22 protein-coding genes and 1 riboswitch are annotated in these 21,829 nt (G+C 71.7%); of the genes, 13 read left to right on the top strand and 9 right to left on the bottom strand.

Going from position 1 to position 21,829, the window contains the following annotated elements:
- Window positions 1–34 precede the first annotated feature (34 nt).
- The 4 genes from dnaK to BCR15_RS07980 are packed head-to-tail and all read left to right on the top strand — an operon-like array spanning window position 35 to window position 4,093.
- Entirely contained in the window at window positions 35–1,885 is a 1,851-nt protein-coding gene (dnaK, locus tag BCR15_RS07995; RefSeq protein ID WP_068751668.1) for a molecular chaperone DnaK, read from the top strand.
- The gene (locus tag BCR15_RS07990; protein WP_228383449.1) at window positions 1,882–2,481 is read left to right on the top strand and encodes a nucleotide exchange factor GrpE; all 600 of its coding nucleotides are present in this window, start codon (window positions 1,882–1,884) and stop codon (window positions 2,479–2,481) included. The genes dnaK and BCR15_RS07990 overlap by 4 nt, the downstream gene beginning before the upstream one ends.
- Before the next feature lie 32 nt (window positions 2,482–2,513).
- Window positions 2,514–3,671: a molecular chaperone DnaJ gene (gene dnaJ, locus BCR15_RS07985; protein WP_068751667.1), complete on the top strand. Its 1,158-nt coding sequence runs from the start codon at window positions 2,514–2,516 to the stop codon at window positions 3,669–3,671.
- A gap of 2 nt (window positions 3,672–3,673) precedes the next feature.
- Window positions 3,674–4,093 (top strand): heat shock protein transcriptional repressor HspR, encoded by a 420-nt coding sequence (locus tag BCR15_RS07980; RefSeq protein WP_068751666.1) that lies wholly within the window; start codon window positions 3,674–3,676, stop codon window positions 4,091–4,093.
- A 4-nt stretch (window positions 4,094–4,097) separates the two neighbouring features.
- On the opposite strand, the gene BCR15_RS07975 is transcribed toward BCR15_RS07980, so the two are convergent.
- The gene (locus tag BCR15_RS07975) at window positions 4,098–4,688 is read right to left on the bottom strand and encodes a DUF1707 SHOCT-like domain-containing protein (protein WP_068751665.1); all 591 of its coding nucleotides are present in this window, start codon (window positions 4,686–4,688) and stop codon (window positions 4,098–4,100) included.
- Between the two features lie 94 nt (window positions 4,689–4,782).
- On the opposite strand from BCR15_RS07975, the gene BCR15_RS07970 reads away from it, so the two are divergent.
- Genes BCR15_RS07970 through BCR15_RS07950 form a run of 5 tightly spaced genes read left to right on the top strand, consistent with a single transcriptional unit; the run spans window position 4,783 to window position 9,478 of the window.
- The gene (locus BCR15_RS07970; protein ID WP_078919786.1) at window positions 4,783–5,625 is read left to right on the top strand and encodes a siderophore-interacting protein; all 843 of its coding nucleotides are present in this window, start codon (window positions 4,783–4,785) and stop codon (window positions 5,623–5,625) included.
- A gap of 29 nt (window positions 5,626–5,654) precedes the next feature.
- A complete protein-coding gene (locus BCR15_RS07965) occupies window positions 5,655–6,704 on the top strand; it encodes an iron-siderophore ABC transporter substrate-binding protein (RefSeq protein WP_068751664.1) in 1,050 nt (349 codons plus the stop codon).
- Window positions 6,701–7,675 carry a FecCD family ABC transporter permease gene (locus BCR15_RS07960; protein ID WP_068751663.1) on the top strand — a complete coding sequence of 325 codons (975 nt, stop codon included), beginning with the start codon at window positions 6,701–6,703 and terminating at the stop codon, window positions 7,673–7,675. The genes BCR15_RS07965 and BCR15_RS07960 overlap by 4 nt, the downstream gene beginning before the upstream one ends.
- Complete coding sequence (locus tag BCR15_RS07955; protein ID WP_068751662.1) at window positions 7,672–8,691, top strand: FecCD family ABC transporter permease; 1,020 nt, start codon at window positions 7,672–7,674, stop codon at window positions 8,689–8,691. Before BCR15_RS07960 ends, BCR15_RS07955 begins: the two co-directional genes overlap by 4 nt.
- Window positions 8,684–9,478, top strand: a complete 795-nt coding sequence (locus BCR15_RS07950; protein ID WP_068751661.1) for an ABC transporter ATP-binding protein — start codon at window positions 8,684–8,686, stop codon at window positions 9,476–9,478. The genes BCR15_RS07955 and BCR15_RS07950 overlap by 8 nt, the downstream gene beginning before the upstream one ends.
- A gap of 51 nt (window positions 9,479–9,529) precedes the next feature.
- Here BCR15_RS07950 and BCR15_RS07945 read toward each other — a convergent pair whose 3' ends face one another.
- The 5 genes from BCR15_RS07945 to thiM all read right to left on the bottom strand — a co-directional run bounded on the left by BCR15_RS07945 (window position 9,530) and on the right by thiM (window position 15,179).
- Window positions 9,530–12,088: a glycogen/starch/alpha-glucan phosphorylase gene (locus tag BCR15_RS07945; RefSeq protein WP_068751660.1), complete on the bottom strand. Its 2,559-nt coding sequence runs from the start codon at window positions 12,086–12,088 to the stop codon at window positions 9,530–9,532.
- Between the two features lie 82 nt (window positions 12,089–12,170).
- Window positions 12,171–12,857, bottom strand: coding sequence for a TenA family protein (locus tag BCR15_RS07940; RefSeq protein WP_068751659.1), 687 nt, complete (start codon window positions 12,855–12,857; stop codon window positions 12,171–12,173).
- The gene (thiD, locus tag BCR15_RS07935; protein ID WP_068751658.1) at window positions 12,854–13,705 is read right to left on the bottom strand and encodes a bifunctional hydroxymethylpyrimidine kinase/phosphomethylpyrimidine kinase; all 852 of its coding nucleotides are present in this window, start codon (window positions 13,703–13,705) and stop codon (window positions 12,854–12,856) included. Before thiD ends, BCR15_RS07940 begins: the two co-directional genes overlap by 4 nt.
- Complete coding sequence (gene thiE / locus BCR15_RS07930; RefSeq protein WP_068751657.1) at window positions 13,702–14,382, bottom strand: thiamine phosphate synthase; 681 nt, start codon at window positions 14,380–14,382, stop codon at window positions 13,702–13,704. Before thiE ends, thiD begins: the two co-directional genes overlap by 4 nt.
- Window positions 14,379–15,179 carry a hydroxyethylthiazole kinase gene (gene thiM, locus BCR15_RS07925; RefSeq protein WP_068751656.1) on the bottom strand — a complete coding sequence of 267 codons (801 nt, stop codon included), beginning with the start codon at window positions 15,177–15,179 and terminating at the stop codon, window positions 14,379–14,381. The genes thiE and thiM overlap by 4 nt, the downstream gene beginning before the upstream one ends.
- A riboswitch (TPP riboswitch) is annotated at window positions 15,172–15,267 on the bottom strand. Its footprint overlaps the gene before it by 8 nt.
- Window positions 15,268–15,631: 364 nt before the next feature.
- Between thiM and BCR15_RS07920 the strand changes: the two genes are divergently transcribed.
- Window positions 15,632–16,543 carry a type IV toxin-antitoxin system AbiEi family antitoxin gene (locus BCR15_RS07920; protein ID WP_078919785.1) on the top strand — a complete coding sequence of 304 codons (912 nt, stop codon included), beginning with the start codon at window positions 15,632–15,634 and terminating at the stop codon, window positions 16,541–16,543.
- Window positions 16,544–16,724: 181 nt separating this feature from the next.
- Here the strand turns inward: BCR15_RS07920 and BCR15_RS07915 are convergent, their stop codons facing one another.
- Window positions 16,725–17,924: a glycine C-acetyltransferase gene (locus BCR15_RS07915; protein ID WP_068751654.1), complete on the bottom strand. Its 1,200-nt coding sequence runs from the start codon at window positions 17,922–17,924 to the stop codon at window positions 16,725–16,727.
- A gap of 7 nt (window positions 17,925–17,931) precedes the next feature.
- Window positions 17,932–18,960, bottom strand: coding sequence for an L-threonine 3-dehydrogenase (tdh, locus tag BCR15_RS07910; protein ID WP_068751653.1), 1,029 nt, complete (start codon window positions 18,958–18,960; stop codon window positions 17,932–17,934).
- A 100-nt stretch (window positions 18,961–19,060) separates the two neighbouring features.
- Here tdh and BCR15_RS07905 point away from each other — a divergent pair, with 100 nt between their 5' ends.
- Genes BCR15_RS07905 through BCR15_RS07895 form a run of 3 tightly spaced genes read left to right on the top strand, consistent with a single transcriptional unit; the run spans window position 19,061 to window position 20,868 of the window.
- Window positions 19,061–19,981, top strand: coding sequence for a PfkB family carbohydrate kinase (locus tag BCR15_RS07905; protein ID WP_068751652.1), 921 nt, complete (start codon window positions 19,061–19,063; stop codon window positions 19,979–19,981).
- 39 nt (window positions 19,982–20,020) lie between these two features.
- Window positions 20,021–20,302: a DUF2277 domain-containing protein gene (locus BCR15_RS07900; protein ID WP_068751651.1), complete on the top strand. Its 282-nt coding sequence runs from the start codon at window positions 20,021–20,023 to the stop codon at window positions 20,300–20,302.
- Window positions 20,299–20,868 (top strand): maltokinase N-terminal cap-like domain-containing protein, encoded by a 570-nt coding sequence (locus BCR15_RS07895; RefSeq protein ID WP_068751650.1) that lies wholly within the window; start codon window positions 20,299–20,301, stop codon window positions 20,866–20,868. Before BCR15_RS07900 ends, BCR15_RS07895 begins: the two co-directional genes overlap by 4 nt.
- Here BCR15_RS07895 and BCR15_RS07890 read toward each other — a convergent pair.
- A complete protein-coding gene (locus BCR15_RS07890) occupies window positions 20,865–21,824 on the bottom strand; it encodes an L-lactate dehydrogenase (RefSeq protein ID WP_068751649.1) in 960 nt (319 codons plus the stop codon). The genes BCR15_RS07895 and BCR15_RS07890 overlap by 4 nt on opposite strands.
- Between the last annotated feature and the right edge of the window lie 5 nt (window positions 21,825–21,829).

Below are 21,829 nucleotides of genomic sequence, written 5' to 3'. Positions count from 1 at the left end.
TGAAGACTTGAACCCACCTACACAGGAGGAACCCATGGCTCGTGCAGTAGGCATCGACCTCGGCACCACCAACTCTGTCGTCGCCGTCCTCGAGGGCGGCGAGCCCACCGTCATCCCCAACGCAGAAGGCTCGCGCACGACCCCGTCGGTCGTCGCGTTCTCGAACTCCGGCGAGGTCCTCGTCGGTGAGGTCGCCAAGCGTCAGGCGGTCACCAACGTCGACCGAACCATCCGCTCCGTCAAGCGCCACATGGGCACGGACTGGAAGACCACCATCGACGGCAAGGACTACCGCCCCCAGCAGATCAGCGCCTTCGTGCTGCAGAAGCTGAAGCGCGATGCCGAGGCGTACCTCGGTGAGTCCGTCACCAATGCGGTCATCACCGTCCCGGCGTACTTCTCCGACGCCGAGCGTCAGGCCACCAAGGAGGCCGGCGAGATCGCGGGCCTCGTCGTGGACCGCATCATCAACGAGCCCACCGCCGCGGCGCTGGCCTACGGCCTCGACAAGGGCGATCAGGAGCACACCGTGCTCGTGTTCGACCTCGGTGGCGGCACGTTCGACGTCTCGCTGCTCGAGATCGACGGCGGCGTGTTCGAGGTCAAGGCCACCAAGGGCGACAACCGCCTCGGTGGCGACGACTGGGACTCGGTCGTGGTCGACTGGCTCGTCACGCAGTTCAAGAACAAGAACGGCGTCGACCTGTCGAAGGACAAGATGGCCCGCCAGCGCCTGCAGGAAGCCGCGGAGCGCGCGAAGATCGAGCTGAGCTCCGCCTCGGAGACCTCAATCAACCTGCCCTACATCACCGCGTCTTCCGAGGGCCCGCTGCACCTCGACGAGAAGCTCACCCGCTCGGAGTTCCAGCGGATGACGCAGCACCTGCTCGACCGGTGCCGCGCGCCGTTCAACGCGGTCATCAACGACGCCAAGACGTCGATCGACAAGATCGACACCGTCCTGCTGGTCGGCGGCTCGACCCGCATGCCGGCCGTCGTCGACCTGGTCAAGGAGCTGACCGGCGGCAAGGAGCCCAACAAGGGCGTCAACCCGGATGAGGTCGTCGCGCTCGGCGCGTCGCTGCAGGCCGGCGTCCTGAAGGGCGAGGTGAAGGACGTGCTGCTGCTCGACGTCACCCCGCTGAGCCTCGGCATCGAGACCAAGGGCGGCGTCATGACCAAGATCATCGAGCGCAACACCACGATCCCGATCAAGCGCTCGGAGGTCTTCACGACCGCTGAGGACAACCAGCCCGCCGTGATGATCCAGGTCTACCAGGGCGAGCGCGAGTTCGCCCGCGACAACAAGTCGCTGGGCAACTTCGAGCTGACCGGCATCCTGCCGGCCCCCCGCTCGGTGCCCCAGATCGAGGTCACGTTCGACATCGACGCCAACGGCATCGTCCACGTGTCCGCCAAGGACCTCGCCACCGGCAAGGAGCAGTCGATGACTGTCACCGGCGGCTCGGCGCTGGCCAAGGATGACATCGACCGCATGGTGCGCGACGCCGAGTCGCACGCCGAGGAGGACCGCAAGCGCCGCGAGGCCGTCGAGATGCGCAACGAGGGTGACGCCCTGGTGTTCCGCACCGAGAAGCTGCTGGCCGAGCACGCCGACACCATCGGCGAGGACGTCAAGGCGCCCGTCGTCGAGGCCACCGACGCGCTCAAGGAGGCCCTGAAGGGCGAGGACAACGACGCGGTCAAGGCCGCGATCGACGACCTCAACACGAAGGCCGCCTCCATGGGCCAGGCCATCTACGCTGCTGCCCAGGCGAAGGCCCAGGAGTCGGAGACCTCCGACGCGGGCACGGAGTCGGGCCAGCAGGGCGACGACGACGTGGTTGAGGCCGAGATCGTCGACGAGGAGAAGGACGACAAGTGACCGATTCGCAGTTCGGTCCGAACGGCGAGGCTCAGGGTGGGGGTGCCGACTCGGCACCCTCGCCCGAGGCCGTTCAGGACATGGAAGCAGCCGACGCGCGGGCCGAGGAGGCCGAAGCACTCGTCGACGAGCACGAGGGGGGCGTCCACCAGGACCCGCGTGACGCGCGCCTCGCCGAGCTGGAGTCCCTCGTGGCCGAGCGGACGCTCGACCTCCAGCGGGTCCACGCCGAGTACGTCAACTACAAGAAGCGCGTCGACCGCGACCGGGACCTGGCGCGCCAGGCCGGGATCGAGGTCGTCGTCGGGGATCTCATGCCCGTGCTCGACCACATCGAGCTGGCCAAGCAGCACGAGACCCTCGAGGGCGGATTCAAGATGATCGCCGACGAGCTGCAGAAGGTGGCGGCCAAGCACGGCCTGGTCGCGTTCGGTGACGTGGGGGAGGAGTTCGACCCCACCCGCCACGAGGCGCTGATGTCCGCGCCGCTCGACCAGCCCGTCGAGGTCGTCACCGTCTCCCAGGTCATGCAGCAGGGCTATTCGCTGCACGGCCGCGTGATCCGCCCGGCGCGGGTCGCCGTCGCCCACCCCTGATCGACCCACGCCGAAAGGAGATGATCGAGTAGATGAGCACGAAGGACTGGCTCGAGAAGGACTACTACAAGGTCCTCGGCGTCTCCAAGACCGCGTCGGCCGACGACATCAAGAAGGCGTTCCGGAGGATCGCCCGGGACAACCACCCGGATCAGAACCCCGACGACCAGGCCGCCCTCGCCCGGTTCAAGGAGGCGTCCGAGGCCAACGCGATCCTCAGCGACGCCGAGAAGCGCAAGGAGTACGACGAGGCCCGTAGCCTGTTCGGCGGCGGCTTCAAGTTCTCCAAGCCCGGCCCGGGCGGCGGACCGGCGGGGTTCGAGGACCTCTTCCGCAACGCCGGCGGGGGCACCGCCTCGACGGCGGGCTTCGGCGACCTGTTCGGCGGTCTGTTCGGCGCGACGGGGGGCACGCGGCGCACCACGCAGCGCGGCCCCCGCCGCGGCGCCGACATCGAAGGCGACGTGACCATCAGCTTCGAGCAGGCCGTCGAGGGCGCCACCGTCACGATGCGCACCATCAGCGACCAGCCGTGCCCGTCGTGCCGGGGGACCGGCGCCAAGGCCGGCACGCTGCCGCGCGTCTGCCCCAAGTGTGAGGGCTCCGGCATGCAGTCCACGCAGGCGGGCGGCGTCTTCCACATGAGCGAGCCCTGCACGGAGTGCCTGGGCCGCGGCCTGATCGTCGACACCCCCTGCCCCGACTGCGCCGGTTCCGGCCGCGGCCGGTCCGCCAAGACCATGCAGGTCCGCATCCCGGCCGGCGTCTCGGACGGGCAGCGCATCCGGCTCAAGGGCAAGGGCGCGGCCGGCGAGAACGGCGGTGCGCCGGGCGATCTGTACGTGACGGTCGCGGTGACGCCCCACCGGCTGTTCGGGCGCACGGGCCACAACCTCACGCTGGAGGTGCCGGTCACGTTCACGGAGGCGACGCTGGGCGCGGAGATCACCATCCCGACCCTCGCCGGGCCCAACGTCAAGCTCCGCGTCCCCCCGGGCACGCCGAACGGGCGCACCATGCGGGTCCGCGGCAAGGGCGCCCGCAAGCCGGACGGCTCGCTGGGCGACCTGCTGGTGACGCTCAACGTCCAGGTGCCCGACGGCCTGACCGACGACGCCAAGCGCGCGCTGCAGGAGTACGCCGAGAAGGCGCACCAGGCCAACCCGCGCGACGCACTGTTCGGGAGCTGACCATGGACGGCCTTCCCCAGCGGTTTGACATCGATGCCCCGGTCTTCACCGTCTCGGTGGCGGCGTCGCTGGCGGACATGCATGCGCAGACGCTGCGCGGCTACGACAGGCTCGGCCTCGTCGTCCCGCAGCGCACGCGCGGCCGCGGGCGGCGATACTCGCTGCGCGACATCGCCAAGCTGCGCCACGTCCAGCACCTGAGCCAGAACGAGGGGATCAACCTCGAAGGGATCCGGCGCATCCTGGCGCTGGAGGCCGAACTCGACGGCGTGCGCGAACAGCTCGATCGCCTGGCCGACCTGGTGCGCCGGCTGCAGTCGTCGGACCGCGCGGCGCGCGTGTTCACGGCGGAGTCGTCGGGCGCCGTGCACGCCGGGCGGTTCCGGCCCGTACGCCGCCTCGCGCTGCCGCCGTCGCGCTGAGCAGTCAGCCCCGCTGCCGCCGCGACAGCTTGACGTCGTGGCCGGCCCAGAAGAGAAATCCCTTGAGGATCAGAGTGCCGTTGGAGCCGTCGCCGCGCGCGTCCCTGTCGATGTCGTTGCCCGCCATGATGGCGAACGACTCGTCGATGACCCGCACGCCCTCGGGTACGTAGATGTCGTGTCCGGCCATCACGGCGGACAGTTCGAGCGTGAGCAGCACCCCTGGGCCGAGCGCCCGGTCGAGGATGATGTCGTCGCCGCCCCACCACGCGAAGTTGCGGTAGAGGCTCGTGCCCGGCGCCAGGTCGACGTCGCGGCCGGTCATGAAGGTGACGGACATGCCGACGTCGGTCGTCGCCGGCGAAGGCGTGGCGACGGCCGGCCCGGCCTGCAGGAGCGCTCCCTCCGGCAGGTCCGCGACAACCGGCAGCAGGTCGTCGACGTACTGCGCGGCGAGCACAGCGTCCTGCCGGGAGCCCAGCTCCTCGACGCTGAGCCGGCCGGCCGCGTGCGCCTGCTGCAGCACACGCAAGGCATCGTCGCGGTCGGCATCGCCGGCGCGCATCCGAGGCCGCGGGACCAGTTCGTCGGGCATGCCCGTCAGTCTAGGCCGCCCCGGGTTCCGAAGATCCTGGCATATTTCGCAAGACACCGTTTGCCAAAAGCGCAGGTTAGGCTAGCCTTACCGCGTGAGCATCGCGACGCAGGCCGAGCAGGCCCGATCCCGAACGGCACGGCGCCGCGCCAGCAGCGCCATGGCCGCGACCCCCGAGCCGAGCGGACAGCTCCTCGTCGAGGCCGAGGTCCTGGCGGTCGCCGCCCCCGCCGCCGCGGTGCGCCGGGTCACCCTCGGGGCCGCGGAATTCGTCGGACTCCCCACGGCCGGAGCCGACGAGTTCCTCGGATTGCTGATGCCGCCCACCGGGCAGGGGCTCGTCCTCCCCGATCCAGATCGGGTCGACATCCGGGCCGCCGTCGCCGAGCTGCCCGAGCACGCCCGGCCGGCCCTGCGGTGGTACACAGTGCGTCGACACGACGACGTCGCGGGCACCATCGACGTCGACATCGTCACCCACGGCACCTCTGGCCCCGGGTCGGCCTGGGCGTTGACCGTCCGCCCGGGGGACCGGGTCGGCGTCCGCCAGTGCGGCGCACTGTTCCTGCCCGGCGACTCCGACCGGATCTGCTTCGTCGTCGACGAGACCGCGGCCCCCGGGCTCGCGGCCATCATGGAGCGGCACGACCTCGGACCCGACTGCCGCATCATCGTCGAGACACCGGACCTGGCCCACCTCACGCCGCTGCCGTGGCATCCCGGCCTCACCGTGCTGACCCGCCACGACCGGAGCCCGGGTGAGGTCGCCCGCGCGGCCCTCGCCGACGCCGACGCCACAGCGTTCGACTACTTCTACCTCTGCGGAGAGAGCGACCTCGCCGCCTCGTGCCGCCGGCTGCTCGTCAGCGAGCGCGGCGTCGCGCGCCGGCAGGTGCTGTTCTCCGGCTATTGGAAGCTCGGCCAGGCGCGCGTCTGACCGGCACGATCACCCCGAAGGAAACCGATATGTCCCTCTCCCTCCGCGTGGCGGGGGCGGCGCTCGCCGCGCTCGCCCTGACGGCCTGCAGCACCGGCCCCGCGACGCCGACCCCGGACGCCGCCTCCTCGACCGCGCCGGCCGCGTCCTCGGCGCCGGCGACCGACGCCTTCCCGGTCACCGTCACCCACGCCCTCGGCGAGGCGGTCATCGAGGCCGAGCCCACCCGCATCGCCACCGTCGGCTGGACCGACCACGAGACCCTCGTCTCGCTGGGCGTGGTGCCCGTCGGCGCCGTGGAGATCACGTGGGGCGGCAACGCCCAGGGGTCCACCGACTGGTTCGACGCCGCCGTCGCCGAGCTGGGCGGCGAGCAGCCCACCCGCTACGACGACTCCGCGGGCGCGCCCATCGAGGAGATCGTGGCGCTCGAGCCCGACCTCATCCTCGCCACCAACTCCGGCCTGACCCAGGAGGAGTACGACACGCTCAGCCGCGTGGCACCGGTCGTCGCGTACCCGGAGGCGCCGTGGTCCACGTCCTGGCAGGACTCGCTCGAACTCGTCGGCCGGGCGGTGGGCCGCAGCGAGCTGGCCGCTGAGGTCGAGGCCGAGACCACTGCCCTGCTGCAGCAGGCCGGAGCCGAGTACCCGGAGATCGCCGGCACGAGCGCGGCCTGGCTGTGGTTCGCCGCCGCGGACTACTCCAAGTTCGGGGTGTACACCGCGACGGACGCCCGGCCGCGGTTCCTCGACGCCGTCGGCTTCGAGACCCCGGCCATCGTCACGGAGCTGAGCGGCGGCGCCCCCGGCCAGTTCTCCGTCGATGTGTCGGCCGAGCGGGCCGCCGAGTTCGACGCCGACGTCATCGTCTTCTACACCGACGACTCGGTGAAGCTCGCCGACATTCAGGCCGCGCCCCTCATCCAGGACCTGCCGGCCCTGAAGAGCGGTGCGTTCGTCGCGGCCGACGACCCCACGCTGGCGCTCCCGCTGTCCAGCCCGACCCCGCTGAGCATCCCGATCGCAGTCGAGAAGTTCGTGCCGCTGCTCGCGGAGGCCGCGGCGAAGGTCCAGTGACCGTCCCCCGGGCGGCCGGCGGCGCCATCGCCGTCGGCGGCCTGGCGGCGGGCGTTCTGGCGTCGTTCGCGATCGGCGCGGTGAGCGTGCCCGTCGGCGACGTCGTCGGGTTCCTCACCGGCGCCGACCCCGCCACCGCCGCCATCCTGGCCGCCCGCGTGGACCGCACCCTCGTGGGCGTGGTCTGCGGGGCGGCGCTCGCCCTGTCCGGGGCGGTCCTCCAAGGCGTCACCCGCAACCCGCTCGCCGATCCGGGCCTGCTCGGGATCAATGCGGGGGCCGCGCTCGCCGTCGCAGTGGGCGTCGTCACGGGGATCGGCGCCTCGCAGGGCACCGTCGTGGCGCTCGCACTGCTCGGGGCCGGCGCCGCGGCCGCCTTCGTCGCGCTCCTCAGCCGCGGCAGACCGGACCCCGTCCTTCTGGTGCTGCTTGGCGCGGCGGTCACGGCCGCCTGCCTCAGCGCCGTGTCCGCCGTCACCATCCGTAACCAGGCCGCGTTGGAGGTGATGCGGTTCTGGCAGGTCGGGTCCATCGGCGGACGGGGGCTGCCGCTGCTGCTGCCGTCCCTGCCCGTCCTAATCATGGGCGCCGTGCTGACGGTGTGGGCCGGATCGACGCTCAACACGCTGGCGGTTGGCGACGACCTCGCCACCGCTCTGGGCACCAGGATCGGCCGGACGAGGGCCCTGCTGGGCACCGGCGCCGTGCTGCTGGCGGCCGGCTCCGTCGCCGTCGTCGGCCCCATCGGTTTCGTCGGCCTCGTCGTGCCGCACATCGTCCGCCTGCTCATGGGCCCTGACTACCGCGTCGTCATCGCCGGCTCCGTGCTGCTGGGCCCGGTGCTGCTGCTGACCGCCGACATCATCGGGCGCGTCGTCATGCCGCCCGCGGAGATCTCCGCCGGCCTCGTCGTCCTCCTGCTCGGCGCGCCCGTGCTGGTGGCCCTGGTACGCAGGTCGGTGCACGCATGACCGCCGCCGTCCTCCGGGCCGCGACGGCGCGCCGTCGTCGGCTCGTCCTCGCCGCCGCCGCGGCGGCGACCGTCGCGCTGTTCGTGGCCCGCGCGCTGCTCGGTGATTACCAGATCGCCGCCCCCGACGCCGTCCGAATCCTCCTCGGCGCCGATCTGGGACCGGCCAGCTTCCTCTTCCTGGAGACCAAGCTGCCGACGGCGCTGGTCGCGCTGGCGGCCGGGCTCGCGCTCGGCGGCTCCGGCGGGGCGTTCCAGTCGATGCTGCGCAACCCCCTGGCCAGCCCCGACGTCATGGGTGTGACGCTGGGTGCCAGCGCGGCCGCGGTCACCGGGCTCGTGGTGGCGGGGCTCACCGGGGCGCAGGTCACGGCCGCCGCGTTCGCGGGCGGCCTGGCGGTGGCGCTCGGCATCTTCGTGCTCTCCGGGGGCGCGCACTCGGCGTCGAACCGGATCATCCTCATCGGGCTCGGCCTGGCGTTCGCGCTGCAGGCCGTCATCCACTGGGTGCTCATCCGCGGCAGCGTCTACCAGGCGCGTGACGCCATGCGGTGGCTGAGCGGGAGCCTGAACGCCATGACGTGGGACGGGGTGTCGCGGCTGTGGCTCGCGGTGGCGGTGGGACTGCCGCTGCTGCTGCTCCTGGGCCGCCCGCTCAGGCTCATCGAGGTGGGCGACGACCTGGCCGGCGGGCTGGGCATTCGGGTGCCGCGCGTGCGGCTCGCGGTGCTGCTGGTGGTGGTGCTACTCACCGCCTCCGCCACCTCGGTGGCCGGGCCCATCGCCTTCGTCGGCCTGCTGGCCGGGCCGATCGCGCGCCGGCTCAACGCCGGCCGGTCGTCGCTGCCGCTGGCGGCGCTCGTCGGCGCCGCCGTCGTGCTCGGGGCGGACCTGCTGGGTGATGCCCGCTGGCCCTGGGGACCCCTGCCGGTGGGGATCATCACCGGGCTTCTCGGCGCGCCCATGCTGGTGGCGCTGCTGCTGCGTTCGACCTCGGAGGAGGACATCCATGGGTGAGCTGATCGCGCGCTCGGTGACGCTGGGCTACGGCGACCGGGTCGTCGCCCGGGACCTGGACGTGGAGGTGCCCGCCGGGCGGATCACCAGCATCGTCGGGCCCAACGGCTGCGGCAAGTCCACGCTGCTGCGCGGCTTCAGCCGGCTCCTGGCGCCGTCGACGGGGCAGATCCTGCTCGACGGCGACGACGTGGCCACGCTCTCGGCCCGCGAGCTGGCGCGCCGGCTGGGGCTGCTGCCGCAGTCGCCGATCACGCCGGAGGCGATGACGGTCGCGGAGCTGGTGGGCCTCGGACGGCACCCGCACCGGGCGATGCTCGGCGGGTGGTCGCGGTCCGATCAGGACGCCGTCGACGAGGCCCTCGAGATGACCCGCACGACTGACCTGGCCGGACGACGCGTCGATCAGCTGTCCGGGGGTCAGCGGCAGCGGGTGTGGATCGCGACGGTGCTGGCGCAGCGCACCGCGACCCTGCTGCTCGACGAGCCCATCTCGTTCCTCGACATCGCCCGGGCAGTCGAGGTGCTGGACCTCGTCGTCGACCTCAACCGCCAGCGCGGCACGACGGTGGTGATGGTGCTGCACGACCTCAACCTCGCGGCCCGCTACAGCGACCGGCTGATCGCGATGCGCGACGGCGCGATCGTCGCCGCGGGGGCGCCGTCGGACGTGGTGACGGAGGCGATGGTCCACGACGTCTTCGGCGTCCCGAGCCGAGTGGTCCCGGACCCGGTCTCGGGCACCCCGCTGGTGGTCCCGATCGGCCGTCACCACCGGCGACACTGACGAGGGCCCCCACCGTGCGGTGAGGGCCCTCGCTGACGACGGCGTCGCGTCTCAGATCATCGGCGTGGTGTGCCAGATGCGCTGCAGGTAGTCGCGCATCGAGCGGTCCGAGCTGAAGTAGCCCGTGCGCGCCACGTTGAGGATGGCGGAGCGGGTCCAGGCTGCCTCGTCGGCGTACTTCGCCTCGACCCTGGCCTGCGCGTCGATGTAGGACTGGAAGTCCGCCAGCGCCATGAACCGGTCCTGGTGGAGCAGGTTGTAGACCACCGAGTCGAACATGTGGCGGTCGCCCTCGCTGAACTCGCCCGACAGGATGAGGTCAAGGGCGGCCTTGAGCTGCGGGTTCGACTCGTAGTACGAGCCGGGGGTGTACCCCTTCGCGCCCAACTCGGCGACCTCCGGCTCGGACATGCCGAACAGGAAGAAGTGCTTGTCGCCCACCAGCCTGCGGATCTCGACGTTGGCGCCGTCGTCCGTGCCGATGGTCAGCGCGCCGTTGAGCGCGAACTTCATGTTGCCGGTGCCGGAGGCCTCCATGCCCGCCAGCGAGATCTGCTCCGACAGGTCCGCCGCCGGGATGAGCTTCTCGGCGAGCGTGACGTTGTAGTTCGCCGGGAAGGCGACCTTGAGCCGGCCCTCGAGCCGCTCGTCGGCGTTGATGACCTTGGCCACCTTGTTGATGAGGTGGATCGTGTCCTTCGCCATCCGGTAGCCGGGGGCGGCCTTCGCGCCGAACACGACGGTGCGCGGCGTCAGGTCCTCCACCGCGAGCGTCCCGGACAGGACCCGCTCGTACAGGGAGACGATGTGCAGCAGCTTGAGCGACTGCCGCTTGTATTCGTGGAGGCGCTTGACCATGACGTCGAGCAGGTGCCCCGACGGCAGGTCGATGCCGTCGCGCTGCCGCAGGAGGTCGGTCAGGCGCTTCTTGTTCCACGCCTTGATCTCGCTGAACCGGGCCTGGAACTCCGGGTCGTCGGCGTAGGGCTCGAGCTCCTTCAGGCGCTCGAGGTCGGTCACCCAGTTGCTGCCGATCGCGTCGGTGATGAGCTCCGACAGCTTGGGGTTGGCCATGCGCACGAAGCGACGCGGGGTGACGCCGTTGGTGACGTTGGTGAACTTGTCAGGCCACAGCTGGGAGAAGTCGGGCAGGACCTTGTCGCGCAGCAGCTGCGAGTGCAGCTCGGCGACGCCGTTGACCTTCGTGCCGGCCACGGTGGCGAGGTAGGCCATCCGCACGCCCTGCTCCGGGTACTCGGCGATCATCGACATGCGGCGGGCGCGCATCTCATCGCCCGGGAACGCGGCGCGGACCTCCTTGAGGAACCGCTCGTTGATGCCGAAGATGATCTCCAGGTGGCGGGGCAGCAGGCGGCCCAGCAGCTCCGTCGACCACACCTCCAGCGCCTCGGGCAGCAGGGTGTGGCAGGTGTAGGCGAAGCAGGACTTCGTGACCTCCCACGCCTCCTCCCACTCGAAGCCCTTCTCGTCCATGAGGATGCGCATGAGCTCCGGCACGGCGATGACCGGGTGGGTGTCGTTGAGCTGGAAGATGATCCGCTCCGACAGGTGGTGCAGGTCGAAGCCCTCCTCGAGTTCGTTGTCGAGGAAGTCACGCAGCGAACAGGCGACGAAGAAGTACTGCTGCTGCAGGCGCAGCTCCTTGCCCTGCGGCGTCGAGTCCTCCGGGTAGAGCACCTTGGAGATGTTCTCGGCGAACGTCTGGGCCCGGACTGCCTGCGCGTAGTCACCGGCGTTGAAGATCTGCAGGTCGAACGCCTTGGTCGCCTGCGCGCTCCACAGGCGCAGCGTGTTCACGCGGCCGTTGAGGTAGCCGGGGACCATGTAGTTGTAGGGGACGCCCAGCACGTTCCAGGCCGGGATCCAGCGGCAGCGCTCGCGGCCGTCGTCGTCGACATAGGTCTCGGTGTGTCCGCCGAAGTCCACCCGTACGGCGGCCTCGGGGTGCGGGAACTCCCACGGCGAGCCGAGCGCCAGCCACGTGTCGGGCTGCTCGACCTGGCGGCCGTCGACGAAGGTCTGACGGAAGATGCCGTACTCGTAGCGGATGCCGTAGCCGATGCTGGGCACGTCCATGGTAGCCATCGAGTCGATGAAGCAGGCCGCGAGCCGGCCGAGGCCGCCGTTGCCGAGGCCCGGCTCGACCTCCTGCGCGCGCAGCGTCGGCAGGTCGAGGCCGCAGAGCTCCAGGCCCTGCCGGGCGATGTCGTTGAGGTCGGTGGCGAGCAGGGCGTTGCCGAGCTGCCGGCCGAGCAGGTATTCGGCGGAGAGGTAGCCGATGGTCTTGACCTTGGCCTCGCGGGTCTTGCGGTTCGTCTCGAGCCAGCGGGCCATGAGGTAGTTCTTCACCGTGCTGGCGAGCGCGAGGTACTGGTCGTTGACGCTGGAACGCGAGAGAGTGACGCCCTGGTTCGTGTTGAGCTCGTGCAGGAACTCCCGCACGAACCCGTCCACGGAGAACGGGGGCGTGCCGACGGGGGCCGTCGCGAGCGGGTGCGTCGGGGTCGACGCGGGGCCGTACGTACGGGTGTCGGTGTTGGGCGACTCGTCTGCGGGGAGTGTGCGTCCGGGCTGCGCAATGTCAGGCATGGGGCACAGATTAGTTGAGCGCCAACGGAAAGTCGTAACCGCATGTCACGGCCAGATAACGGTCCAAGTCAGCGCGCCGTTGTCAGGCCTGCCACGCCTCCAGATCGTAAGAGCGCGCCCAGAACAGTTCCTCGTAATGGGTGGCGTCGACGAAGGCCGTCAGCATGCGCGCCCGGGTGTCCTCGTCGGCCGCCGTCGCGGCGTCGTCGAGCCAGCCGATCGCCTGCCGCGTCACGTCCTGGAACGCCGGGTCCGCGTACGCGGCGACCCAGCCCGCGTAGGGGTGCGGGCTGAGCGCCGCGGCGCGGCCGGCGAGCGTGGCGCCGACGTCGGCGTACACCCAGTAGCAGGGCAGCACGGCCGCGACGCCCACCGGGTACGGCTCGAACGCCGTCGCCGCGAGCAGCGAGTTGACATAGGCCCGCGTGGTGGGGGACGCGACGGCGGGGCGGGGGAGGTCGCGGAGCCGGTCGTCGGCGAGCAGCGCGTCGTGCATGAGCACCTCGGCCTCGACCGCCTCGCCCGCGCTGCGCGCCCAGAACGCGGCCGCGGCCGAGGTGGGGGCGCGGGACGCGAGCGTCGCGAGCGCGCGGGTGTAGCCGCGCAGGTAGAAGTCGTCCTGGCCGAGGTACTCCACGAAGCGGTGCGGCTCGAGGGTGCCGTCGGCGAGTTCGGTCAGCAGGGGGAGGCGGTCGATGCGGTCGCGGATGGCGGCGGTGGCGTCCCAGGCGCGGGCGCTGAAGTCGCCGGGGGTCCAGTCGATGCTCACAGGCCGACCTCCGCCCGCCCGACGAGGTGATCGACGGGCCCGTGGCCCTGGTCCGGCGTCCGGCTAAGACGCCAGGTCGAACCGGAGTTGAGTGCCCGCATGAGGTAGTCGCGGGCCTCCTCGACCGACTCCAGCCGGACCCCGGTGGCGCGGGTGTCGCCCCGGCGGGCGGCGACGGCGGCGATCGCCGAGCTCAGGGTGCAGCCGGTCCCGTGCGTGTTCCGGGTGTCGATCCGGGGGCCCGTGAGCAGCGCGAACGTGTCGCCGTGGGCGTAGACGTCGGTCATCTCCGCGCCCGTGAGGTGGCCGCCCTTGGCCAGGACGGCGCGGGCGCCGGCGGCGACCAGCGCGCGGGCCTGACGGATGAGGCCGTTGTCGTCGGACACCGGCGCCTCCCCGAGCAGGACCGCGGCCTCGGGCACGTTGGGGGTGACGACGTCGGCCAGCGGCACGAGGCGCGTCCGGACCACCTCGACGGCGTCGTCGGTGAGGAGGGCGTCGCCGGAGGTCGCGATCATGACGGGGTCGAGCACGATGAGGCCGGCGTCGTCGCGTCGCGCCTCGAGCACATCGGCGACGGCGGAGGCCACCTCGGCGTTCGACAGCATGCCCAGCTTGGTCGCGGCGACCGGGAGGTCGTCGAACACGGCGTGGATCTGCGCGGCGACGAAGTCGGGGTCCACGGGCCGAGCCGCGCGCACGCCCTGGGTGTTCTGGACGGTCAGCCCGGCGAGGGCGGCGGCGCCGTAGACGCCGAGTGCGGTGAAGGTCTTGAGGTCGGCCTGGATGCCGGCGCCGCCACTGGGGTCCGAGCCGGCGATGCTGAGGACGATCTTCGGAGTGGTCATCGGGTCCTCCAGAGGGCGAGAAGGTGCGCGGCTGCCGCGCGGGGGTCCGGGGCGGTGGCGATCGCGGAGACGACGCAGATGCCGTCGACGCCGGTGGCGATCGCATCGGGGGCGGTGGCGGCGTTGATGCCGCCGATCGCGACGGTCTTGGCCCGGCCGGACGTCGCGTCGATCAGGCGGACGGCGCCGTCGGGGCCGAGCGCGGGGGCGGCGTCGGTCTTGGTCGGGGTCGCCCAGAGGGGGGAAAGCCCCAGGACGTCGGCCGTCTGATCGGCCAGCTCCGCCTCGAGCTCGACGAGGCTGGAGATGCTGAGGCCGATGAGGAGGTCGGTGCCCAGGCGGCGGCGCGCCTGGCGGATGTCACCGTCGTCCTGGCCCTGGTGGAAGTGCAGCCCGAGCTCCTCGGCGACGTCGAGGCGGTCGTTGACGACCAGCGCCACCGGGCGGCCGGTGACGTCCTCCGCGCGGCGGGCGGCGCCGCGGCAGGCGCGGGTGAGGGCCAGGAAATCGGCGTCGGGGAGGTGCTTGTCGCGGACCTGCACCACGCCGGCGCCGCCGAGAGCTGCCTGCTCGACGATGTACGGGACCCGGTCCGGGCCGCCGGAGAGTGCGGTGTCGGTGACGACATAGAGCCGCCAGTCGACGGCGTCGGCGAGGCCGGGGGAGGCCTGGCTCACGGCTCGTCCTCGACGGTGACCAGCGCGGCGACCTCGTCGGGGGTCAACGCGTGCAGCGCGTCGAGCCAGGCCGTCCGGAAGCTGCCCGGATGGCTCGCGAGCTCGGCGGCTGCCAGCCCCGCGGCGCCGAAGAGGGCGTGGGCGGCGACGACGGCGTCGTGCGGGGCGTGGGTGTCGCGGGTGGCGCCGAGCGCGGCGGCGACCGTCGCCCCGAGGGCGCAGCCCGTGCCGATGACCAGCGGCATCAGCGGGTCTCCGCCCGTGACGCGGGTGGTGCGGCCGGCGCTGACGATGACATCGACGGGACCCGAGATGGCCACGACGGCGCCGGTGTCGGCGGACAAGCGGTGGGCGGTGGCGATGGCCGCGTCGACCTCGTCGGTGGCGTCGACGCCGCGGCCGCCGCCGCTGGCGCCGGCCAGGCCGAGGATCTCGGACGCGTTGCCGCGGATGGCGGTGGGGCGGTGGGCTAGGAGGTCGCGGGCGAGCTGGGTGCGCACGGGCAGAGCCCCGACCGCGACCGGGTCGAGCACCCAGGGCGTCCCCGCCCCGTCGGCGGCCGCGGCCGCGCGGCGCATGCCCTCGTGCTGCTCACTCAGGCCGTTGCCGACGTTGATGAGCAGGGCGGAGGCGACGGTGGCGAAGATCGCGGCCTCCTCGGGGAGGTCGATCATCGCGGGGGCGGCGCCGGCGGCGAGCAGCACGTTCGCGGTGACCTCGGGCACGACGGTGTTGGTCATGCAGTGGACGAGGGGGGTGGAGGCGCGGACGGCGCTGAGGATGGCGGACACGGTCATGGAGGTGGCTCCCTTCGCTAGCACGACCTAGATCAGGTGTTGCGGGTGTGTTCTCAGCCCCGACCTCGGGGCACCCCGGCTGTCGTCGAGCGTACCAGCGTCCCCGTCGTCGCCCTCGCCGGTCCACGCTCCGCGCCTGCCCTCCGTCGTGGCGCCTGCCCTCCGTCGTGGCGCCAGCCCTCCGTCGCGGCGCCTGCCCTCCGTCGTTGCGCCTGCCCTGGAGCGCAGGCGTGCCCCTTGCGCCTGCCTTAAGGCTGGGCGCCTGTCCTCCAGAGCAGGCGGATGGCACCAAGGCAGGCGCCCCCGCGCGCAGAGCCGACTCCAGCTCGTGAGGGATCCTCCAGCGGCGAGGGCGGTCTGAGCTGTGGACAACGAGCCTCAACTCGCGGATGTTATCCACAACTGGCCCAGGCGGCGGGCGACGGTGGCACTCACCGTCGTCCAATGGGAGCGTGAACGCGCAATGGACCGCCAAGCAACTCCTCGACCTCGGCCTCTCACCCGCAGACCTCCGCGCCCGCGCCAAGGCAGGTGCTCTCGTGCGCCTCAGGCGCGGGCACTACGCGATCGGTTCCGAGGCCAGCCCGGAGGCTGAACATCTGCGGCTCATGAGGGCGACGGCGCTCGACGTGGCGCAGTCGAGTGTCTTCAGCCACACATCGGCGGCCGTCCTCCACGGGCTGCCGGTGGACGAAACCACTCTGGGCGTCGCCACGATGATCCGCACCACGCCCGGCCATGGAAACGGAAGCCCCCAGCTCAGAGTGCGCAACACCAGCCTCCTGGGCGAGCACATCACCGTCGTCGACGGGTTCTCCGTGACGACGCTGGAACGCACGCTATGCGACCTCGCGCGGCTCTCGCCCCTCGAATGGGGGGTGGCTGCGGTCGATGCTGGCCTGAGGCGGGGTGCTGACCCGGCCGAGATCCGCCGGATCCTGGCCTTACATCCGCGGCTGCAGGGAGTCCACGTCGCCAAGCGCGTGATGGCGTTCGCGGACCCCCGCAGTGAATCGGCGGCGGAGTCGCTCAGCCGGGTGCAGATGCGCCGCTGGGGAGTGCCCTCGCCCCACCTTCAGTTCGAGGTGATCGATGCGGACGGCGTGGTGGTTGCCAGGACGGACTTCGGTTGGCCGGAACTGGGCCTGGTCGGGGAGGTCGACGGCAAGGCCAAGTACGGACGGCTCCTCAAGCCGGGCCAGAGCGCCGAGGACGTGGTCATGCGGGAGAAACGGCGCGAGCAGGAGATCCGACGCGCGGGCTACTGGATTGTCCGGTGGGGGTGGGCCGAGATTCTGGATGGTCGCAAGATGGCCACGATCATTGAGGACGGACTGCGCAACGCGCTGCCCCGCGCTTCCTGACCATAGGTATCTGTCCTCATGGGCGTCCGTTGGCGCGCTCGACGCCTGCCCTAGTTAGTGACGCCTGCCCTCCAGCGCAGGCGTCGCCACGGAAGGCAGGCGCTTCGTGATCCAAGGCAGGCGTCGGGACCGGAGGCAGGCGTCAGGGACCGGGGGCAGGCGTCGGGACCGGGGACAGGCGTCAGGACGAACCGACGGCGGCGCGCGCCGCGACGAACGCCGCGATCGCCGCATCCAGGTCCGCCCGCGACAGCCCGGCCGACATCTGGGTCCGGATCCGCGCGGCGCCCCTCGGCACGACGGGGAACGAGAACGCCCGCACATACACCCCGCGGGCGAGCACCTCGTCGGCTATCCGCCCGGCCAGCACGGCGTCGCCGAGCATCACCGGGACGATCGGATGGTCCGACTCGGGGATCTCGAACCCCTCCTCGACCATGCGGCGGCGGAAGTAGGCGGTGTTCTCCGCCAGCCGCTCCAGCAGCGCCGACGACGTCTCCAGCAGATCCAGGCAGGCAATGGTCGCCGCCACGATCGACGGCGCCAGCGAGTTGCTGAACAGGTACGGCCGCGACCTCTGCCGCAGCAGCTCGACCACCTCGGACCGCGCGCACGTGTAGCCGCCGGAGGCCCCGCCCAAGGCCTTGCCCAGCGTCCCGGTCAGGATGTCGACGCGGTCGATGACCCCGAAGCGCTCCGGCGTCCCCGAGCCCGTCTCGCCGACGAAGCCCACCGCGTGGGAGTCGTCGACCATGACCAGCGCGTCGTACTCGTCGGCCAGCGCGCAGATCTCGTCAAGCGGCGCCACGAACCCGTCCATCGAGAACACGCCGTCGGTGGCGATCACCCGATGCCGCGCCCCCCGCGACGCCTCCAGTTGTGCTCGCAGGTCCGCCATGTCGCGGTTGCGGTAGCGGTAGCGGGCGGCCTTGCTCAGCCGCACGCCGTCGATGATGGAGGCGTGGTTGAGTTCGTCGGAGATGATGGCGTCCTCGGCGCCGAACAGGGTCTCGAACAGGCCACCGTTGGCGTCGAAGCACGACGAGTAGAGGATGGTGTCCCAGCCGTCGTGGCCCTCGGGGCCGGAGCGCAGGAACCCGGTCAGGCGTGCCTCGAGGTCCTGGTGCAGGGTCTGGGTGCCGCAGATGAACCGCACCGACGCCATGCCGAAGCCCCACCGGTCGTAGGCCTTCTTGGCGGCGTCGATGAGCACCGGTGAGTTGGCCAGCCCCAGGTAGTTGTTGGCGCACAGGTTGATCACCTCGCCCGACGGCGTCCCGACGTGCGCCGCCTGCGCCGTCGTCAGCGGCGCCTCCGTCTTGTACAGGCCGTCGGCGCGCAGCTGCGCGAGTTCGCCGCGGATGTGGTCCAGGAATGCCATGGTGTCCTCATTCGTCCCAGGTCAGGATGACTTTGCCGGCGTGCCCGCCCGCCGCGACATCGAACGCCTCCCGGAACGACGACGCCGGGAAGCGGTGCGTGATGACGCCGGAGATGTCCAGCCCCGAGCGCAGCAGGGCGCTCATGGCGTACCAGGTCTCGAACATCTGCCGGCCGGTCACGCCCTGGATCGTCAGCATGTTGAAGATGATGGTGGCGAAGTCCACCTCGAGCGGCTTGGTGGGTGTGCCGAGCAGGGCGATCCGGCCGCCGTGCGTCATGTGCTCGATCATCGATGTCAGCGCCGCGCCGGAGCCGGACATCTCCAGCCCGATGTCGAAGCCCTCGTGCATGTCGAACCGCTCGTAGACGTCCGCGAGGTTCTCCCGCGACACGTTGACGGTGTTCGCCAGCCCGACGCTCCGTGCGAGCTCCAGGCGCTCGTCCCCGAGGTCGGTGATGACGACGTTGCGCGCCCCCTGGAACTTCGCCACCAGTGCCGCCATGATCCCGATCGGGCCGGCGCCGCTGACGAGTACGTCCTCGGCCAGCGCCGGGAACTGCAGCGCGGCATGGACCGCGTTGCCGAACGGGTCGAAGATCGCCGCGACATCCGGGTCCACCGGCGTGTGGTGCACCCACACGTTCCCGGCGGGCATCGCGAAGTACTCACAAAACGCGCCGTCGACGTGGTAGCCGATGCCCCGGGTGTTGCTGCAGAGGTGACGCCGCCCGGCGAGGCAGGCGCGGCAACGGCCGCACACGTAGTGCCCCTCGCCGGACACGAACTGCCCGACCTCGAGCCCGGTCACCGACGACCCCAGCTCGACGATCTCCCCGCAGAACTCGTGGCCGAGCACCAGCGGCGTCCGCACGACCTGCGCTGCCCAGCCGTCCCAGCTGTCGATGTGCAGATCCGTGCCGCAGATGCCGGTCCGCAGGACGCGGATCAGGACCTCGTTCGGGCTCGGGGTGGGGCGCGGGAGCTCGATGAGTTCGAGTCCCGGACCCGGCCGCGTCTTCGCAAGCGCCAACATGGCCCCCATCGTGGCAGATGCGGCGGCGGGGGAGCGGTGCGGGCGGGGGATCGCTAGGTTGGTTGCGTCGCCGACGACGACGCGGCGCGGAGGGAGAACCATGGGCCCGGTGGTGCGCACGGTGACGTTCAACACCGGATTCGACGACCACTTCCTCGTCGACGGCGTGACGTGGGGCGGCGTCGAGAAGGCGCGGGCGTTCGAGTCGCAGCCGTCGGGCAAGGGTGTGTTCGTGGCCCGCCGCACGGTCGCGTGCGGGGTGCCGGCCCACGCCTACTACCTCATCGGGGAGCGGGAGCAGGCGCACCATGTCGGCGCCGTCGAGGCGGCGGGGGTCGTCGTGCATCCCGTCGCGGTGCCCGGCCGCACCCGGCACAACCTCACGCTGATGATGGAGGACCGTGTCGCGGCGCACATGGTGTCCCCGGGATACCAGCTCGCCTCCGCGGCACCCGCCGAGACGCTGCTGCGCATGGTTGTCGACGACGCGCGCGCCGGTGACGTCGTCACGCTCAACGGCTCGATCCCCGCGGCGCTGCCGCCGGAGGCCCTCGCGGAGTCCGTCCGCGCGCTGGCCGAGCGCGGCGCGCGGGTCGTCTCCGACAACCAGGGGCCCTATCTCGCGGCCGCGGTCGGCACCGGGGTGCTGGCCGCCGTGAAGCCGAACAACGAGGAGGTCACGGCCCTGGGCGACGCCCCCGACCTGGCCGGATATCTGTGGGTGCTGGCCGAGGCGGGGGTCGGGCTGCCGGTGATCACTCGCGGGGCCGACGGCGTCGCCTTCCTCGACTACGGCGAGGTCCGCCTCGGATCCTGCCCCGTGGCGCACCCGCGACTGTCGGTGGGCGCGGGGGACGCCTTCGTGGCCGGCCTTGCGACGGGCATCCTCGAGGACCGCGGCGCGCTTGACACCGTCGCCTGGGCGTCCGCCTGCGCCGCGGCGCACGTGGCGGGGGCGGACGACGCCGCCTTCCGCGCCGCCGCTGAGCGGGCCCTCGAGCTGTTCGCCGTGCGCGGCTGAGGGTCGTGCCGCGGCACCAGCGCGGCGTAGGGTTGGGACATGTGTCGCAACATCCGGCCCCTGAACAACTTCGAGCCGCCGGCCACGCCTGACGAGGTCCACGCGGCCGCGCTGCAGTACGTCCGCAAGGTGGCGGGCACCACGAAGCCCAGTCAGGCGAACGAGGAGGCCTTCACCCGTGCGGTGGAGGCGGTGGCCGCCATCACGACCGACCTCCTCGACCATCTGGTGACCACCGCCCCGCCGAAGGACCGCGAGGCCGAGCGCCTCAAGGCGCAGGCGCGCGCCGCCAAGCGCTACGGCGTCGAGGTGGCCTCGTGAGCGGGGCGGCCGAGGTCCACGTCGGGGCGACGCTGACGCCGTCGAAGATGGAGCTCCTGGCGGGGTGGCTCCCGCGCCAGCCGTGGTTCGACGGCGACCCCGAGCAGCTCTCGCGCGCCGCGTTCTTCCGGTTCGTCGACCCGGCGGGCGCCGTGGGGCTCGACTGCATGGTCGTGACCACCTCAGGGGACTACTACTTCGTCCCCGTCACGTGGCGCTCCGCACCGCTCGACGGCGGCGACCTCATCGGCACGCTGGATCACTCGGAACTCGGCCTGCGCTACTGCTACGACGCGCAGACCGACCCGGTGTTCGTCGCCGAGGCCACCCGGGTGATCCGCGAGGGCGACACGCAGGCGGACATCCGCGACGTGCACGGCGACGAGCTCCCGCTCACCATGACGGTGCAGGGCACCGGGGTGGTCGCGGGCGAGGGTGGCCGTCTCGAGATCATGCGCCTGTTGACCCGCGCGGCCCCCACCCCGGAGGACGTCATCGGCTCGCTCGTCAGCCGCTGGACCGACGACGCGGGCCCCCGCCACGACGTCGTCGCCGTCCTGCGCTAGAAGCCGAGCCCGACCGCCATCGAGCGGATGTGCTCCGCGCTCGTGCGCAGCCGCTGCAGCTCGTCGGCCGACAACGGCGGCTCCAGCTGGGTGCCGGCGCCGTCCCGCCCGACGACCGTGGGGACAGCCATGCAGACGCCCGACATGCCGTGCCAGCCGTCCAGCATTCGCGACACCGGCAGCACGCGACGTTCGTCGCGCAGGATCGACTCGATGATGCGGGTGGCGGCGAGGCCGATGGCGTAGTTCGTGGCGCCCTTGCCCTCGATGACCTCGTAGGCCGCGTTGACGACGCGGTGGGCGATCTCGTCACGCTCCGCCGCGCCCAGCCGGCCCGTCGTGCGCTCCCACTCGGTCAGCGGCACACCGCCGATGGTCGCGGTCGACCACAGAGGGGTCTCGGTGTCGCCGTGTTCGCCGCACACGTAGGCGTGGACGTTGCCGACGGCGACGTCGCAGGTGGTCGCGATGAGCTGGCGCAGCCGCGACGAGTCCAGCACCGTGCCGGAACCGAACAGCCGGTTGGTGGGCAGCCCGCTGATCTTCAACGCCGCCTGCGTGGTGACGTCGACCGGGTTGGTGACCATAAGAAACGTCGCGTCCGGCGAGCGCTCCACCAGAGGCGGGATCACCTTCTCCATCAGCGACACCGTCGAGCCGGCGAGGTCCATGCGGGTCTGGCCGGGCTTCTGCTTGGCCCCGGCGGTGACGACGACGACGTCGGCGCCGCGCGTGATGTCGACGTCGTCCGACCCCTCGACCACCGCCTCGGGGAGGAACTGGCCGCCGTGCGCCAGATCCAGGGCCTCGGCGCGCACCTTCGCGCCGTTGATGTCGTGGAGCACGACGTGCCGGGCGACGCCCCGGATGAGGGCCGCGTAGGCCAACGACGATCCAACCGCGCCGGCGCCCACGATCGCGAGCTTGGCGCCTTCTCTGTTCCGGGCCTCAGACATGCGTC

It is taken from the genome of Tessaracoccus lapidicaptus (assembly GCF_001693815.1).
In the GTDB taxonomy this organism is placed as follows: domain Bacteria; phylum Actinomycetota; class Actinomycetes; order Propionibacteriales; family Propionibacteriaceae; genus Arachnia; species Arachnia lapidicapta.
This window is presented reverse-complemented; position numbering and strand designations above follow the sequence as displayed.